Raw genomic sequence first — 15,551 nt, forward strand, 5'->3', positions numbered from 1 at the left:
AGCGGATGACGCGGAGAGTTACGGGGCGCGTGCCAACTCGTTGCGCATGTCTTCCAGAAGGGTCTCAACCAGCAGACCGTTCTGAACCTGTCGGCCCGACATCATCCGAGTGGCCTCGGTGCCGTTGAGCGGATAACCGACACGGACGACCAGGTAACCGTCTTCTTGCGGTTCCACGCGGGTCTTGTAATCAGGCGGAAAGTTATCGGCAAGGTGACGGGACAGGGTTTTCATGGGGGCCTCGTGCGCTGGGTCTGAAACAAAGACCCTGCTTTACACTCGGAGATTCCAACCACTCATCGGATGACTGTTCATTGGCAACGAAACTGTAACCACCCCTCACTTCCGTTCGTTAGCACCGTAAGCCAGCCACGCCAGAACGCCCATTCCGGCAAAGGCAGTAAACGAAAAAATAAGCGCATTCAATAACAGGCTCATGGGGGCGTTCCTCTATCTGCTTGCTTGAAGTACGCCCTAAATATATGTAGCTTCGCACGACACGTCGAGTCACCCGATAGTCGCACGTAAACATTTCCAACAGATGGGGCGCGCATGAAACGCAAGCAATCGATCAGTCAGGTTCGCTGGGATCTGGCACTGCGGTACCGCCTGATCGAGACGATTGCGTGGTGGGAAGGCCGCCTGACCACGGGTCACCTGATGCAGAGTTTTGGCATCAGCCGGCAGCAAGCGTCGAAGGACATCAACACCTACCTGAACGAACATGCGCCGGAAAACCTTACATATGACCGGCATCTGAAAGGCTACAAGCCGAGCCCGCAGTTCGAGCCGCTGTTCATCGATGGCAGCGCCAGCGCCTACCTGCACCTGCTGGATCAGAACCGCGACCGCGCCCCGCATATCGAAGGCCTGGCGCTGGCTTACGCGCACACCGAAGTGCTGCACATGCCTGACCGCAGCATCCGGCCCGAGGTGCTGCGACCAATTCTCAAGGCCTGCCGCGAAGGGCTGCGACTGGAAACCGAATACGTCTCCCTCGCCCACCCGGATGTGGAAATCCGCGTAATGGCACCGCATACCCTGGTGTTCACCGGCACCCGCTGGCATGTGCGCGCCTATTGCGAGAAGAACCGTGGCTTTCGCGACTTCGTCCTCAGCCGCTTCCGTGGCGAACCGGACCTGATGGATGAAAGCGAGAACAGGCTCGAGCAGGACGAAGCCTGGAACACACCGGTAGATGTGGTCATCGAGCCGGATGTGCGACTCAGTGCGGAGCAGAAATCGATCATCGAAACCGATTACGGCATGCAGGACGGTGAACTGCGCATCGCCACCCGTGGCGCGTTGGTGCAGTACGTGTTGCAGCGCTATCAGATAGATCCGAACACCGTGCAGGCGAACGCGGCGGCGCAGCAGATTCAAGTGAGGAATCTGCAGGGGCTGAAGGTGTGGTTGTACACATGACCATTACCTGCGGCCGCCTTCCCTGTAAGGGCGAATTCATACGCCCGCCCTCCTCCATTAGGCCGATTGCGAGTGGAGCGCCTGTTGATTGGGCAACGCACTGGCCCGTCGCCATTCGTAGGAGCGAGCTTGCTCGCGATCCGGCGTCGGAGGCACAACTAGATTTAGTAGACAAAGCGCATAAGGTGGCCCGCACCTCAGGTTTCGCCCTGCTGGGCGAGTCCCTTTTGGCAATTGCCGGATGGCCGGCCCCGCCCAAAGGAACCAAAAGGTCTTGCCCCTGCACCGGACTAGGCGTCCCCGGTTCGCTGCGCTCGACTTCCCTCATTCCATCCGCGCTCCGGGGGCCGGCGTACAAGGGCCATCCATGCCGACGGCGGCCCCGACCCTTTACGCCTTTCGCGGCATCCATGCCGCTCGCGCCTCTACGCAGCGATTCCCTTCGGCCTCCTGAAAGGGGCGTTCGGAGTCGTCTGCTGGTTCGCTCGCCAGCAAACAAGCACAGCGTGCTTGTTCGGCTCTTCGTAAATTTACAGGCAACTCGGACCCAATCCCCCTTCAGGAGGCCGAGCGTAGGCGCTGCGCAGGGGGACGCGAGGCATGGATGCCGAGCGAGGAGCGATGGGCCAGGGATGGCCCTTCGCGACGCCCCCCAGAGCAGCGCTGGAGGGAGGGAAGTTTTGCGCAGCAAAACCCGGATGTTGGGGTGGCCTTCTTTTTGGTTACTTTTTCTTGGCCATTCAAGAAAAAGTGACTCGCCCAGCAGGGCGAAACCCATGCCGCGGCGCCCACCGCCAATGGGCTATACCCCGAATATCCAAAGCTTCGTAGGGTGGAAAACTGCGAAGCATTTTCCACGACCGTCAGCGCACGACTCGTCAGCACTGCACCTCCCAGAAAGTCGGTGGGTAAGCTTCGCGTTACCCACCCTACATACAGTCCTTACAACCGTTTCGTTGCACGCCCGATCAGACACCACCGGTGTCGCCCCTTTCAGGAGGCCGAGTACAGGCTGCGTGGAAGGGCAAGCAATTCGGCATCCGACTCTCTCTTGCATAGAGCGACACACGACCCCTGACCGCCGTTTCCGCCAAGCTGCGGTGAATTCCAACCGAACGTCCAAAAGCCCCCTCGCATGCGCCTGATCCACACCTCCGACTGGCACCTCGGCCAGACCCTCCACGGCCAGGACCGCGACTACGAACACGCGCAGTTCCTCGCCTGGCTGCTCGACCAGCTGACCGACCACCAGCCCGACGCTCTGCTCATCGCCGGCGACATCTTCGACACGGTCAACCCGCCGCTCAAGGCCCAGGAACGCCTGTACGACTTCATCGTCCGCGCCCACGAAAAGCTCCCGCAGCTGGACATCGTGATGATCGCCGGCAACCACGATTCCGGCGGGCGCATCGAACTGCCCGGGCCGCTGATGCGGCGTCTGAACGCCCACGCCATCGGCCGTATCAGCTGGCTGGCGGACCATCAGCTCGACCACGGTCGGCTGCTGGTGCCGCTGCACGATGCCAAGGGCGAGGTGGCCGGTTGGTGCCTGGCCCTGCCCTTTCTGCGCCCGGCGGAAGTTACCGGCGGTGAGGCGGGCGAGGACTACATGGCCGGCATCCGTCATGTGCATCAACACCTAATTGCCGCGGCCGAGGCGCAGCGCCAGCCCGGCCAGGCGCTGATCGCCATGAGCCATGCCCACATGGCCGGCGGCGCGGTGTCGGAGGATTCGGAGCGCAACATCGTCATCGGTAATGCCGAAGCCCTGCCCGCCAGCCTGTTCCCCGAGCCCATCGCCTATGTCGCCCTCGGCCACCTGCACAAGCCGCAAAAGGTCGCTGGGCAAGAGCGCATCCGCTACAGCGGCTCGCCCTTGCCGCTGTCGTTTGGCGAGATCAACTACCCGCACCAGATCCTGCTGGTGAGTTTTGATGGCGACAGGCTTGCCACTGTCGAGGCGCTTCCCGTGCCCCGCGCGGTGGAGATGATCCGCATCGGCCGCGCGCCGCTGGCCGAGGTCATCAGCCAGCTCGAAGCGCTGCCATCGGTGGGCCTGTTTGCCGAGAACCTGCCGTGGCTGGAAGTGCGCGTGCAGCTCGACGAGCCGCTTCCGGACCTGCGCCAGCGCATCGAAACGGCGATCACCGGCAAGGCCTGCCGGCTGGTGCGCATCGCCAGTGAATATGCAGGGAAACGCGGTGAGGCCGACTCGGATGTGCTGCAGGGCCTCGACCAGATCACCCCGCAGGAGCTCTTCGCGCGCGCCTGGGAAGAACAGTTCGGCAACCCGCCGGATGAGCAGGCACTGGATGATTTCGCCAGCCTGTTGCAAGGCGTTGAGTTCGCTGGCGAAGGAGACGCCCGATGAAGATCCTCGCCATCCGCCTGAAGAACCTCGCCTCGCTGGCCGGTGAGCAGGTCATCGATTTCACCGCCGAACCCCTGGCCAGCGCCGGCCTGTTCGCCATTACCGGGCCTACAGGGGCCGGCAAGAGCACGATTCTCGATGCGCTGTGTCTGGCGCTTTTCGGCAGCACGCCACGGCTCGATGGCGCCTCGCTGCTGAGCAAGGTGCCCGACGGTAGCGACGAGATCGGCAGCGGCGACGAGCGCAACCTGCTGCGCCGAGGCTGCGGCAGTGGCTACGCAGAAGTGGATTTTGTCGGCGTGGATGGCCATCGCTACCGCGCCCGTTGGGAGGTCAAGCGCGCCCGCGAAAAGGTCGACGGGCGCCTGCAGGCCAGCAACCAGAGCCTGATGGACCTGGACCGTGACCAGCTGCTGGCAAGCGGCAAGAAGCGCGAGTTCAGGGAACTGCTCGAAGCCAAGCTCGGCCTGACCCTGCCGCAGTTCACCCGCGCCGTGTTGCTGGCGCAGAGCGAGTTTTCCGCCTTTCTTAAAGCCGACGACAACGACCGCGGCACCCTGCTGGAAAAGCTCACCGATACCGGCCTCTACAGCCGCCTCGGCCAGGCAGCATTCGAAGCCGCCAAGCGCGCTCGCGAAACGCTCACCGCTCTGCAACAACAGGCAGGCGGCGTACAGCCGCTCGAACCCGAAGCACGCCAGGCACTGGAAGCCCAGCACCAGACGCAACTGGCCGAACTCAAGGCGCTGCAACAACAGCTCGAAACGCTGAAACAGCAAAGCCAATGGCTGCAGGACCTGGCCCGCTTACAAGGCGATCACGAAACCGCCCGGCAGCAGCTGAGCGATGCTGAAACCGAACATGAGAACCTGGCCGACGCCCGCCGCATCCTCGGGCTGTTCGAACTCCTGGCGCCGCAACGGCATCGCTTCATCCGCGAGCAGGCGCTGGCACCGCTGCTGGCGAAGGTTGAAGAGAACCTGGCTCGCCATGGTCGCGAGCACAGCGCAGTGCAGCAGCGGCTCGACGAGCTAGAGCAGCTCTGCAAGACCTCGACCGAGGCGTTGGAGGCGTGCGAGCAGGCGCTCAAGGCCGCCGAACCCCACCTGGTGCAGGCGCGCCGAGAAGAAGAACGCCTTAGCCATCTGACCAATGACCTGGGTGACGCGCGGCGGCAAACCGAACACGCCGAAGCCGCGAGCAAGGCCGGCGAACAGGCGCTTGCTCAGCTGCGACAGCAACAGGAAAAAGCCGCCACCCAACTGGCGGCTTTGACCGAAGGGCTCGCCCGCAGCACCGAATTGCAGCCATTGTGCGCCGCCTGGACTGGCTACCGGCCGCGCTTGCAGCAGACCGTGCAAATCGCGGCGCGCCTGCAACAGGGCCGTCTGGAACTCCCCGCTCTGGAAACTGCTGCCAAGACTGCCGAGGCTGCACAGGTGCAGGCACGCCAGGCGCTCGACGAACTGCAAACTGGGATTGGCGGCGCAACGGGCCTGGCCGACCAGCTCGCGCAACTGAACACAGGGCTCGACGTTTGGCGCGACGCCCAGCGCGAAGGCGAAACCCTGCTCGGGATCTGGTCCCGCCATCAGCAGCTAACAGATCAGCAGCGGACGTTGCGCCATGAGCAGAGCCGCCAGCAGCAGGAGCTTGACGCTCTGACGCAAGCCGGCAAGCTCGCTCGCACGGAACGCGATGACGCGGAAAAGGCGCTCAAGGTGGTGCAGGCCCTACTGGAGCGCCAGCGCCTTGCCCGCAGCGCTAATGTCGAAGCCTTGCGCGCGGCGCTGGCCCCCGGTGAGCCGTGCAGCGTCTGCGGCAGCCTCGAGCATCCCTGGCATGATGGTAAGGCGCTGCTCGCTGCCCTCGACCAGGGTGACGAGCGCGAAGCCGAGCAGGCCCAGCTGCAGCTGAAGAGTCACGATGAAAAACTCCAGGCGCTGCGCGACCAGCACATCGCCCTGACCACCGGCATCAAACAGAACGCGCAGCGACACGCGGAAATCGCCGACGAGCTGGCGAAGCTGGAGCCGCAACTGACCGCACTTCCCCTCTATGCCGAGCTGCTGCAAGAGCCGGAAACAGGACGCCAATCCTGGCTGGACACGAAACTCGCCACGCTCAAAACCGAGATCACCACGGCCAACGTCCGCCAGCGCGAACTACTGGCGCTGCAGCAGCGCAGCGAAACCCTGCAGCACGCTTGGCAAAGTGCACGCGACGCCTGCGGTCAGGCGAGCCAGGCCCTCACCGGCCAGCGCGACGCCATATCCCGCGATGAGGCACGATTGGACGAGGAGCTGGCCGAATTCGCCGGCCTGTTACCGGCCGCCCTGCTCAGCCGTTGGCGCGAGGCACCCGCCGAAACCTTCATGCAGCTCGACAGCCAGGTCGAGGCCCGGCGCCAGCAGATCGACCAACAAACAGAGGTCGCTGAGGAGCAGCAACAGCGCCAGAGCGCACTGGAACGTGAGCAGCTGCAGCAACAGAATCGTCTCGATCAGCAAAAGGCCTGCGCAGCCCGCCTCGCCGAACTCGAAGCCCGCGAGCTGGCCTGTCGTCAGAGCCTGCGCGAAAGCCTGGGCGAGCAAACCAGCGCTGCGGCCTGGCAGCAGCAACTGGAGAACGCGATCCAGACTGCTCGCCAGCACCAGGCCGACATTGACCGGCAACTCAACGAAGCGCGCGTCGAGCTGACCCGGCTTTCCAGCGAGCAGCAGAACTGCGCCGAGCGCCGCGACGAGCTGCTGGCCGAACGCAAAACGCTAGGCGACGAGCTTGACGCCTGGCGCGCTGCGCATCCCGATCTAGACGATGCGACCCTCACCCAATTGCTGCAACTGGACGACTCATTGCTCGCCGAAGCCCGCGAACGCCTGCGCGCCAACACCGAACTGCTCGCCCGCAGCCGTGAACGGCTGGACGGCTGCACGCAGCGGCTGGCCGCGCATCAGGCCGGGCAGCCCGATGCGCCGGATGGCGAAACCCTGAAACGCCAGTACGCGGAACAGGAAATCAACTGCAACGCAGCCGAGCAACGCAGCACTGAGACCCGCGCGGCGCTGCTCGACGATGACCGCCGGCGCAACCAGAGCCAAGCACTGCTTCAACAGATCGCCGAGGCCACCAGCGAAAGCCAGCGCTGGGGCCGTATCGCCGCACTGATCGGCTCCAGCGACGGCGGTGCCTTCCGCAAGATCGCCCAGGCCTACAACCTCGACCTCCTGGTGCAGCACGCCAATGTGCAATTGCGACAGTTGGCCCGGCGTTACCGGCTCAAGCGCGGCGGCAGCCCGCTGGGGTTACTGGTGATGGATACGGAGATGGGCGACGAGCTGCGCTCGGTGCATTCGCTGTCGGGTGGAGAAACCTTCCTCGTCTCGCTGGCCTTGGCACTGGGACTGGCCTCGATGGCGTCGAGCAAGCTCAAGATCGAGTCGCTGTTCATCGACGAAGGCTTCGGCAGCCTCGACCCGGAATCCCTGCAGATCGCCATGGACGCCTTGGATTCGCTACAGGCTCAGGGCCGCAAAGTGGCGGTGATCTCACACGTGGCGGAGATGCATGAGCGCATCCCGGTGCAGATTCAGGTGCAGCGACAGGGCAATGGTCAGAGCGGGTTGAGGATCGTCAGCGGAGCGGGCGTCTAGAACTCAGGCAAACTTGACGGCCTTGAGCAGCAGCTTCGCTGTCATTCGAGGCTAGAAGCGAACCCGGCAGACGCCGCTTGTGGCTGCGCGCCGGGGTTCGCACAGGAAAGGGTGAAACGGGCTCACCGCTTGTGGCCGTGTGCCTGCTGCGACGACAGGTCATCACCAGCGCCAGCAGGATACGAACCCAAGCTTTCAGCAAACTGTCGATAACGGTGAACATCTCCGAATTGACCGCCATGTCACCCAGCCGCAGCACCGCCGCGCAGTTACAGGCCATGCACGAGCAGGGCTTCGTTCTGCTGCGCCAGGTGTTGCAACCGCCGCAGGTTGAGGCTGTGCGAACGGCCATCGATCGCCTCGAACCCATCCACTGGGACTACCAGGGTCTGGTCGACGATCACTACAAATGCGTCTTTAACCGTGATCCGTCCTGGCTGCCCCTGCTCGATCCTCCTGGTGTGATCGAGTTGGCTGAAGCCTGTCTCGGCACGGATTGCCATGTCATCGGCCAGACTGCCTGGCGCAGCCATCCGGGCTTCGTTGGCGGTGAACTGCATGCCGATTACCTCGCATTGGAGCTGCCCGAGCACTGGTCACACGATCCAGCGTTCGAGCTGCCGATGCAGGTCTGCACGGCGCATATTTATCTCGACCAGATCGATGCAGACCTCTGCCCTACCTTGGTGATACCCGGTAGTCACCGGTCCGGTCGCAAACCACACACGGGTGAACTCCGCTGGCAGGGTCGCGAGCCACAGCCAGTGCTTTGCGAAGCCGGTGACGTGCTGCTGTTTCGCAGCGACCTCTGGCACGCCGGCAGCCGCAATCGCACGGCCGACCGCAGCCGCTACCTGCTGCAGGTGCATTACGGCCGCCGCATGGTGGCGCAGAAGTTCTCGCCATACCTGCAATGGCGGTTCAACCCGGATGTGATCGCCGCTGCCACGCCGAGGCAGCGGCGTCTGCTCGGCGAGCATGATCCGTCGGAATACGATTGAGTTGGATGGATATGGCGCGGCCATCCCGATAGGCAACCGACTGGCACACCCTCTGCATCGGAGTGTGCGTCCAGCCGCAATACGCGGCTCGCTCACTCCAGTCGAAGAGGAACCCACAATGATTTCCTGCCGTAGCCAAGTGACCCAGATGATCGTTTCTGCCAAGGTCCGCAAGCACCTCAAATGGACCCAGATCGCAGAATCCATAGGCATGTCCAAGGAATGGACCACCGCCGGTTGCCTGGGTCAGATGGCCTTCGACAAGGCTCAGGCAGAAACCCTCGGCAAGCTGTTCGAGCTGCCAGACGAAGCCGTCGCCTGGCTACAGATCGTGCCCTATAAAGGGTCACTGCCCACCTCCGTGCCCACCGATCCACTCATTTATCGATGGTATGAGCTGGTCAACGTCTACGGCAGCACCATCAAGGAGCTGATCCACGAAGAATTCGGAGACGGCATCATGAGTGCCATCGATTTCTCCATGGACATCCAGCGCCAGCCGGATCCCAAGGGTGACCGGGTCAACGTCGTCCTGTCGGGCAAGTTCCTGCCGTACAAGAGTTATTGATCAGCGGGTACGAATTTCTCCACGCGCCAGGCTCTCGACCTTGTTGCCCATCGGATCGCTTGCCTCGATATCGGCACCGCGCTCGCGTAGCGCTTGGAGCAAGGCATCCCGCTGGAACAGCGCGGCATACATGGCAGGGGTCTGGCCTGCATGGTTGCGCTGATCGGGATCGCATTCGGCGGCCAGCAAGCGCTTGGCAATGCGCAGCTCACCTTTGAAGATCGCGCCCATCAGGGCGGTGTTGCCGCGCGCATCCTGAGCACAAGCATTGGCGCCGGCAGCGATAAGCCGCTCCACCGTGTCCGGATGACCGTTGTAGGCCGCCAGGATCAAAGCGGTGTAGCCCTTGTCGTCAGCAGTGTTGAGGTCGTATCCGGCCTGAATGAACTCGTCGAGAATTTGGTTATTGCCGAAGCGTGCTGCGTTGAAGAAGTAATGGCGTAGCTGGGTCTGGACCTGCTCGGCGTCGCTCGACACCGCGTTCAGTTCCGGCGCGGCGATTGCCTGCCCACAGCCGAGCAGCAAAACAGCCATCAGATAAAAGCACTTCATGCTTTGCTCCTGAAATAGATGACCCGAGCCGGGCTCGGGTCAGTGCCGTCGTGCGTGGCGACAGCCGTGCTGCATCAATCCTTCAGGTTGGCGGCCAGCGCCTTGACCCGCTCGAGGTCGGACTGGGCGACCCTGGTCAGGCCTTCGCCGTATTCGGCATCCGCCTTGTAGAAGTACGACAGCAGGACGTAGCGCGCTTCCTGATCAGCCTTAGCCAATTCGCCACCCAATGTGTTGATCAGATCCGTCTGCTCCTTCTTGCTGAATGAGCGGTACAGCTCGCCGGTCTGCTTGAAATTCTGCTCGCGGTAGATAGGCGCCTGTTGGGTGGTGCCGGTCAGTGCAGTCTTGCTGTAGACCGCCCGTGGGGTTTCCTCGCGGTTCTCGCGACGGCTCGGCTGGTAGTTGACGCTGGTGGTGGAATGCCCGCTATTCAGCTGCCCATCCTGGTTGCCGTTGTTGACGGGAACCTTGGGACGGTTGATCGGCAGGCTCATGCCGTTGGCGCCGACGCGGTACATCTGGGTATCGGCATAGGAAAAGAGACGACCTTGCAGCAGACGATCCTCGGAGGGCTCGATGCCAGGCACCAGATTGGCCGGGGCCATGGCGACCTGCTCAGTCTCTTGGAAGACGTTGTCCGGGTTCTTGTTCAGCACCATCTGACCGATCTTGCGCTCCGGCACGTCGGGCCAGATCTTGGTGGCGTCTAGCGGGTCGAAGTCGAACTTGGCCAGATCCTCAGGCTTGAGCACTTGGATGTAGAGGTCCCACTTCGGATAGTCGCCTCGGTCGATAGCGGCGATCAGGTCCGAGGTCAGGTGGCTGTAGTCCTTGCCCTGCATCTCCTGGGTTTCCTTCGGATCCAGGTTCTTCAGACCCTGCAGGCTTTTCCAGTGAAACTTCACGTAGTGCACGTCGCCCTGATCATTGATCAGCTTGTAGGCGTGAACACCGTTGCCATCCATCATCCGGTAGCTGGCCGGCGTGCCCTGGTTCGAATACAGCAGGGTCAGGGTGCGAGTGGATTCCGGATGGTGAGAGAGGAAGTCGAAGCGACGCGTGTCGTCATCCAGATTGGTGCGCGGATCCGGTTTGAACGCGTGGACCATGTCCGGAAACTTGATCGCGTCGCGGATGAAAAAGGTCGGGAAGTTGTTACCGACGAGGTCCCAATTGCCGTCTGCCGTGTAGAACTTGGTGGCGAAGCCACGGGGATCACGTAGGGTTTCCGGCGAATGCAGGCCATGCACGACGGCGGAAAAGCGCACGAATACCGGCGTCGTGCTGCCCTTTTCAAAGACTTTGGCCAAGGACAAATCGGAAATATCGTCGGTGGCGGTGAATTCGCCATGGGCGCCCGTACCGCGCGCATGCACCACTCGCTCAGGTACACGCTCACGGCCGAAGCGCTGCAGCTTCTGCAGCAGCTGCACATCCTGCAGCAGGGTCGAGCCGTTGGGGCCGGCAGTTTGCGAGTTCTGGTTGTTGCCTACAGGCGCACCATTGTCGCGGGTAAGAGGAGCCGCATGGGCAGAAAGCGAAAGTACGCTTGCGGCAAGCAGACCGAGCATCAATCGCGAAGGCGAATAGCCAAGCAGGTTTCGGTACATCGTCACGTCCTTTTCTAGTTTTAGGTTGCGTCGCGCAACGCTGAGCAAGACTAGAAGGACGGGCTCCTGGGCCCCAATTGAATAAGCGAAGCGGCGTGATAGCCAGATTCTGGTTGTTTCACGCCTCAAGATAAGCGACGCGCACCAGCACGCAAGAGAGCGGGTGTATCAATGGCGGCGTTGCGGATGAGGTCAGCGCGTATTTGATCCGAGCAGTTGTGCGGCGGCCTGCTGCTCCTGCTGTTCACTCAGCTGCAGCTGCGTCAGATAGGCGGCCAGGGCCTCTATGTCGGCCTCGGACAGCTGGCCAGCGATGCCGATCATCACTGAACCGGCTCGGCTCGGGTCATTACTGCGGAAACGGCCGAGGGCCTTGCGGATGTATTCATCAGGCTGGCCGGCCAATCGCGGCATGGTCTCCTTGCCCTGCGCATGGCTGCCGTGACAGGCGGTACAGGTGCGCTGAAACAAGGCTCCACCACGCTGGACCAGCGCCGCATCCGACGCAGCGGCAGTAGGCTCGACCTTCTGTTGACTGAAGTAGACGGCTATGTTGACGCGGTCTTCGAGCGACAAGCTTTTCGCCAGTTTCGACATCACGAAATCGACGCGCTCGCCCTTGGCGAATTTTTCGAAGGAATGGAACAGATAGATCGGATTCTGCGAAGCCAGATTGGGAATATGCGGGCGCTTGCTATTGCCGTTTTCGCCATGGCAGTAACCGCAGAAGAGCGCGCGTTCTTGGCCGGCCGCATACGCCTGCTGGCGCCGGGACGCATCGCCCATTACATGCTGAAAGCGCTCCATCGCCTCTTCGCTGGCATGGGCGAAGGGAACAAGGCAACTGAGCAGAAGGAGGCTGAATAAACGCATGGCAAGTCCGGCACTGAGGGGTGATGAGGCGTGTACGGCAGCCTCCGGACTATAGGGAGAAAAACAGTCGCGATACTGGCGCAGGTCAATAAAGCCGCACACCACCGCACTGGATTTCCGGGCCCGAGCACCTGTTCGCAACATCTGAGTGCTTCACGATCCGCGCCGCAACGGGCGGGCGCGAGCGACCATGCTGAACCCGGTTCATCAAAGGGCGATGAGGCAACACCGGCCTGCGCGCTATTGCCACATTGACCACCCGAAAAAAAACGGCTGATGGCGCAGATTTCTGGGCCACAGCCGTCTCGTATTCGACTAAAGTAGCAGCCCTTTTTGCCAGCACGAGCCGCGCAACATGCTTGATGGACATGCCGAACTGACCATGACCGTATTGATGACCCCGGACAAGGCCAACTTTTCGGGCAACGTACATGGCGGCACGCTGTTGAAATATCTGGACGAAGTGGCCTACGCCTGCGCCAGCCGCTACGCCGGCCAATACGTGGTGACTCTGTCGGTCGATCAGGTGAATTTCCGCCAACCGGTGCACGTTGGCGAGCTGGTGACCTTTCTCGCCTCGGTCAACTACGTCGGCAACACCTCAATGGAAATCGGTATCAAAGTAATCACCGAAGACATCCGACAGAAAACGGTTCGTCATACCAATAGTTGCTTCTTCACGATGGTGGCGGTTGGTGAGGACGGCCGCCCCGCTACAGTGCCTTCGCTGGTGCCAAAAACACCCGACCAGAAGCGTCGTTTCGCCCAGGCCCAGCAGCGCAGACAGATTCGCCGGGAGCTGGAAGAGCGCTACCGCGCGCTCAGAGACGATTACTGAGCCCTGCTGGCTGCCGACCTCCGCCTTCATTCGCTCAGGCGGAGCGGCCAGCGATTCTCGTTAGGTTCGCAAGTTTCTACGTCCTGGCGCACCCGCCCGCGAGCCAATAAAACCCTATACAATCCGCGGCTTTTCGCACCGCCAATGAGGATCCGCCGTGAGCGCTTTGCCAGCCTGCCCCCAATGCAACTCCGAATACACCTATGAAGACGGCCAGATGCTGGTCTGCCCGGAGTGCGCCCACGAATGGTCGGCGAATGCTGCAGAGTCCTCTGGTGAAGACGAAAAGCTGATCAAGGATTCGGTGGGCAACACACTGCAGGACGGCGACACCATCACCGTGATCAAGGACCTTAAGGTCAAGGGCTCTTCGCTGATTGTGAAGGTGGGCACCAAGGTCAAGAACATCCGCCTGGTTGACGGCGACCACGACATCGACTGCAAGATCGACGGCATCGGTGCGATGAAGCTGAAGTCGGAGTTCGTCAGAAAGGTTTGAAGCGAAAAGCTTCGCGCCGGGACGGCTCTCCTACATAAGCACAAAAACCACACCGCGCGCTCTGGTGGGAGGCGCGCCCCGCGGCAAATGCAGTCCGTAGGGTGGATCGCGCTCCATCGATCCACCGAGCGGAGCCACGGCGGATATAAAAGGCGACATCCACCCTACGGTCCGATAGAAGCTAGCTTGCTGGCGATCGGTGCTCGATTGCTCCCGATGCCAGCATAAATAACTGGATCAGGGCGTCAGGTAGGAAGAACGCGTCAGGCCCAGCCGCAACGCATCGATGTACTGAGTGCGTTCCTTGGCGCTGAGCCGCGCACTGGAGACCTTGTCGCGGTAGTAGGTCATCAGCTCTTCGGGCGACAGGTGCACGTAGCGCAACATGTCTTCGATGGTGTCATGGGTCTCGATGCCGGCGTGGTAGAAGGTGCCATCCTCGCGCTGATAGACGTTGACCGAATCGGTATCGCCGAACAGGTTGTGCATGTCGCCGAGAATTTCCTGGTAGGCCCCTACCAGGAACACCCCGAGGAAGTATTCCTCTCCCGCCTGGATCTCATGCACCGGCATGCTGTTCTCGATGCTCTGCTCGTCCACGTAATGCTTGATCTTGCCGTCGGAATCGCAGGTCAGGTCCTGCAGCACCGCGCGGCGTACCGGTTCCTCGCTCAGACGCTGCAGCGGCACGATCGGCAGGATCTGGTCGATCGCCCAGGTGTCCGGCAAGCTCTGGAATACCGAGAAGTTGCAGATGTACTTGTCGGCCAACTTATCGTTGAGCTCATCGAGCACCGCGCGGTGTGAACGCTGACGCGCCTTGAGCTGGTTGTACAGACGGCGACAGATGGCGAAGTAGCTCTGCTCGGCCAGCGCCTTTTGCGCCAGGCTCAGCTTGCCGGACGCGTATTGCGCTGCGGCCTCGCTCATGTAGTGAGTGGCGCGCCAGTAGGTCTCGGTAACCATTTCAGGATCGGTTGGACCGAGCAGATCGGCCAGCGCCTGGACGATCTCTGGCAGCTCGTCGTAGTTCTCGATGGTCGGCGCTTCATCGTTGTGCCGTTCGAAGTCGGTGACCTGCATGACCAGCACGGCGTGATGCGCGGTCATGGCCCGGCCGCTTTCGGAGAAGATGTGCGGGTGCGGCAGTTCCTGCCGATCGCAGAACTCCTTGAGCATCCCGACCACGGTGCCGGCGTATTCATCGATGTCGTAGTTGATCGAGCTGGCATTGCGCGAGTGCGTGCCATCGTAGTCGACACCGAGGCCGCCACCCACATCGATATGATCGACCGGCAACCCCAGCGCACGTAGCTCGGCGTAATAACGGATGGCTTCGCGGAAGCCATCGCGGTAGTCAGCCAGGTTGGCGATCTGCGAGCCCATGTGGAAGTGCAGCAAGCGAACACCCTGATCGACGCCCGCGGCGCGGAAGCGGTCAATGACGGTAAGCAGCTGCGCGGCCGACAGGCCGAACTTGGACTTCTCACCGCCGGTATCGGCCCACTTGCTCGACGCCAGTGAAGACAGCCGCACACGCAGACCAACCTGCGGGAGGATCTTCAGCTCGGCCGCTTCCTCGATCACCAGCCCGACTTCGGACATCTTCTCGATGACGATGAATACGTTGTGGCCGAGCTTCTGGCCCATCAACGCGAGACGGATGAACTCACGGTCCTTATAGCCGTTGCAGACGATGGTGCCGCCCTTAGGCGCCAGCGCCAGCACGGCCATCAGTTCGGGCTTGGAGCCCGCCTCCAGACCGATGGAGACGTTCTGCGTAGCGATGATGTTCTCGATCACCGCCTCTTGCTGATTGACCTTGATCGGGTACAGCGCGGTGTACTTGCTCTGGTATTCCAGGCGCTCGATATTGGCATCGAACGCGCCGGTCAAACGACGCACGCGGTCCTGCAGAATATCGGGAAAGCGCACCAACAACGGGAGCGTCAAACCGGCATCGCGCAACTGCTCGATCAGCCCCGTAAATTCGATAGCCTCGCCGCTGGGACCTTGCGGACGCACTTCGACATGCCCTTCATCGCTGATCGAAAAGTAGCCTGCGCCCCAGTGCCGGATACCGTAGACGCTACGGCTGTCCGCTGCGGTCCACTGGCTGCCGTCATCTTTACGTGTGCGTCTTACAGGCATCTAGGCC

General features: G+C 61.9%; 12 protein-coding genes. 7 read left to right on the plus strand and 5 right to left on the minus strand.

The annotated features are described in order from the left end of the window. Positions 1-18: 18 nt before the first annotated feature. Entirely contained in the window at positions 19-234 is a 216-nt protein-coding gene (locus ACQKIK_RS05175) for a hypothetical protein (RefSeq protein WP_045430251.1), read from the minus strand. A 318-nt stretch (positions 235-552) separates the two neighbouring features. Here ACQKIK_RS05175 and ACQKIK_RS05180 point away from each other — a divergent pair, with 318 nt between their 5' ends. From ACQKIK_RS05180 to cynS, 5 genes are all read left to right on the plus strand, one after another. Continuing rightward, on the plus strand, positions 553-1,425 hold the full coding sequence (locus ACQKIK_RS05180) for a helix-turn-helix transcriptional regulator (RefSeq protein WP_046163868.1): 873 nt from the start codon (positions 553-555) through the stop codon (positions 1,423-1,425). Positions 1,426-2,560: 1,135 nt separating this feature from the next. Continuing rightward, positions 2,561-3,796 (plus strand): exonuclease SbcCD subunit D C-terminal domain-containing protein, encoded by a 1,236-nt coding sequence (locus ACQKIK_RS05185; protein WP_499134974.1) that lies wholly within the window; start codon positions 2,561-2,563, stop codon positions 3,794-3,796. Beyond that, the gene (locus tag ACQKIK_RS05190) at positions 3,793-7,449 is read left to right on the plus strand and encodes an AAA family ATPase (protein ID WP_499134975.1); all 3,657 of its coding nucleotides are present in this window, start codon (positions 3,793-3,795) and stop codon (positions 7,447-7,449) included. The genes ACQKIK_RS05185 and ACQKIK_RS05190 overlap by 4 nt, the downstream gene beginning before the upstream one ends. A 239-nt stretch (positions 7,450-7,688) precedes the next feature. Further along, complete coding sequence (locus ACQKIK_RS05195) at positions 7,689-8,450, plus strand: phytanoyl-CoA dioxygenase family protein (RefSeq protein ID WP_241531106.1); 762 nt, start codon at positions 7,689-7,691, stop codon at positions 8,448-8,450. A 118-nt stretch (positions 8,451-8,568) separates the two neighbouring features. Then, on the plus strand, positions 8,569-9,018 hold the full coding sequence (gene cynS / locus ACQKIK_RS05200) for a cyanase (RefSeq protein WP_241530254.1): 450 nt from the start codon (positions 8,569-8,571) through the stop codon (positions 9,016-9,018). On the opposite strand, the gene ACQKIK_RS05205 is transcribed toward cynS, so the two are convergent. The 3 genes from ACQKIK_RS05205 to ACQKIK_RS05215 all read right to left on the minus strand — a co-directional run bounded on the left by ACQKIK_RS05205 (position 9,019) and on the right by ACQKIK_RS05215 (position 12,056). After that, on the minus strand, positions 9,019-9,570 hold the full coding sequence (locus ACQKIK_RS05205) for an ankyrin repeat domain-containing protein (protein WP_241530253.1): 552 nt from the start codon (positions 9,568-9,570) through the stop codon (positions 9,019-9,021). A 74-nt stretch (positions 9,571-9,644) separates the two neighbouring features. Continuing rightward, positions 9,645-11,144: a catalase gene (locus tag ACQKIK_RS05210; protein WP_499135200.1), complete on the minus strand. Its 1,500-nt coding sequence runs from the start codon at positions 11,142-11,144 to the stop codon at positions 9,645-9,647. Between the two features lie 231 nt (positions 11,145-11,375). Next, positions 11,376-12,056, minus strand: a complete 681-nt coding sequence (locus tag ACQKIK_RS05215) for a c-type cytochrome (protein ID WP_046163871.1) — start codon at positions 12,054-12,056, stop codon at positions 11,376-11,378. A gap of 355 nt (positions 12,057-12,411) precedes the next feature. Between ACQKIK_RS05215 and ACQKIK_RS05220 the strand changes: the two genes are divergently transcribed. Together ACQKIK_RS05220 and ACQKIK_RS05225 are read left to right on the plus strand one after the other, a co-directional pair. After that, positions 12,412-12,894, plus strand: a complete 483-nt coding sequence (locus ACQKIK_RS05220; protein ID WP_241530251.1) for an acyl-CoA thioesterase — start codon at positions 12,412-12,414, stop codon at positions 12,892-12,894. Between the two features lie 157 nt (positions 12,895-13,051). After that, a complete protein-coding gene (locus ACQKIK_RS05225) occupies positions 13,052-13,393 on the plus strand; it encodes a zinc ribbon domain-containing protein YjdM (protein WP_241530250.1) in 342 nt (113 codons plus the stop codon). A gap of 237 nt (positions 13,394-13,630) precedes the next feature. On the opposite strand, the gene speA is transcribed toward ACQKIK_RS05225, so the two are convergent. Then, the gene (speA, locus tag ACQKIK_RS05230; protein ID WP_241530249.1) at positions 13,631-15,544 is read right to left on the minus strand and encodes an arginine decarboxylase; all 1,914 of its coding nucleotides are present in this window, start codon (positions 15,542-15,544) and stop codon (positions 13,631-13,633) included. Positions 15,545-15,551 lie beyond the last annotated feature (7 nt).

The sequence above is a fragment of the Pseudomonas sp. NPDC047961 genome (assembly GCF_050272435.1).
In the GTDB taxonomy this organism is placed as follows: domain Bacteria; phylum Pseudomonadota; class Gammaproteobacteria; order Pseudomonadales; family Pseudomonadaceae; genus Stutzerimonas.

Excerpts from the sequence above, each read along its gene's own strand:
- cynS (WP_241530254.1), top strand. The coding sequence starts at position 8,569 with ATGATTTCCTGCCGTAGCCAAGTGACCCAGATGATCGTTTCTGCCAAG.
- speA (WP_241530249.1), bottom strand. The coding sequence starts at position 15,544 with ATGCCTGTAAGACGCACACGTAAAGATGACGGCAGCCAGTGGACCGCA.
- ACQKIK_RS05185 (WP_499134974.1), top strand. The coding sequence starts at position 2,561 with ATGCGCCTGATCCACACCTCCGACTGGCACCTCGGCCAGACCCTCCAC.
- ACQKIK_RS05220 (WP_241530251.1), top strand. The coding sequence starts at position 12,412 with ATGCTTGATGGACATGCCGAACTGACCATGACCGTATTGATGACCCCG.
- ACQKIK_RS05215 (WP_046163871.1), bottom strand. The coding sequence starts at position 12,056 with ATGCGTTTATTCAGCCTCCTTCTGCTCAGTTGCCTTGTTCCCTTCGCC.
- ACQKIK_RS05190 (WP_499134975.1), top strand. The coding sequence starts at position 3,793 with ATGAAGATCCTCGCCATCCGCCTGAAGAACCTCGCCTCGCTGGCCGGT.
- ACQKIK_RS05205 (WP_241530253.1), bottom strand. The coding sequence starts at position 9,570 with ATGAAGTGCTTTTATCTGATGGCTGTTTTGCTGCTCGGCTGTGGGCAG.
- ACQKIK_RS05175 (WP_045430251.1), bottom strand. The coding sequence starts at position 234 with ATGAAAACCCTGTCCCGTCACCTTGCCGATAACTTTCCGCCTGATTAC.
- ACQKIK_RS05210 (WP_499135200.1), bottom strand. The coding sequence starts at position 11,144 with ATGCTCGGTCTGCTTGCCGCAAGCGTACTTTCGCTTTCTGCCCATGCG.
- ACQKIK_RS05180 (WP_046163868.1), top strand. The coding sequence starts at position 553 with ATGAAACGCAAGCAATCGATCAGTCAGGTTCGCTGGGATCTGGCACTG.
- ACQKIK_RS05195 (WP_241531106.1), top strand. The coding sequence starts at position 7,689 with ATGTCACCCAGCCGCAGCACCGCCGCGCAGTTACAGGCCATGCACGAG.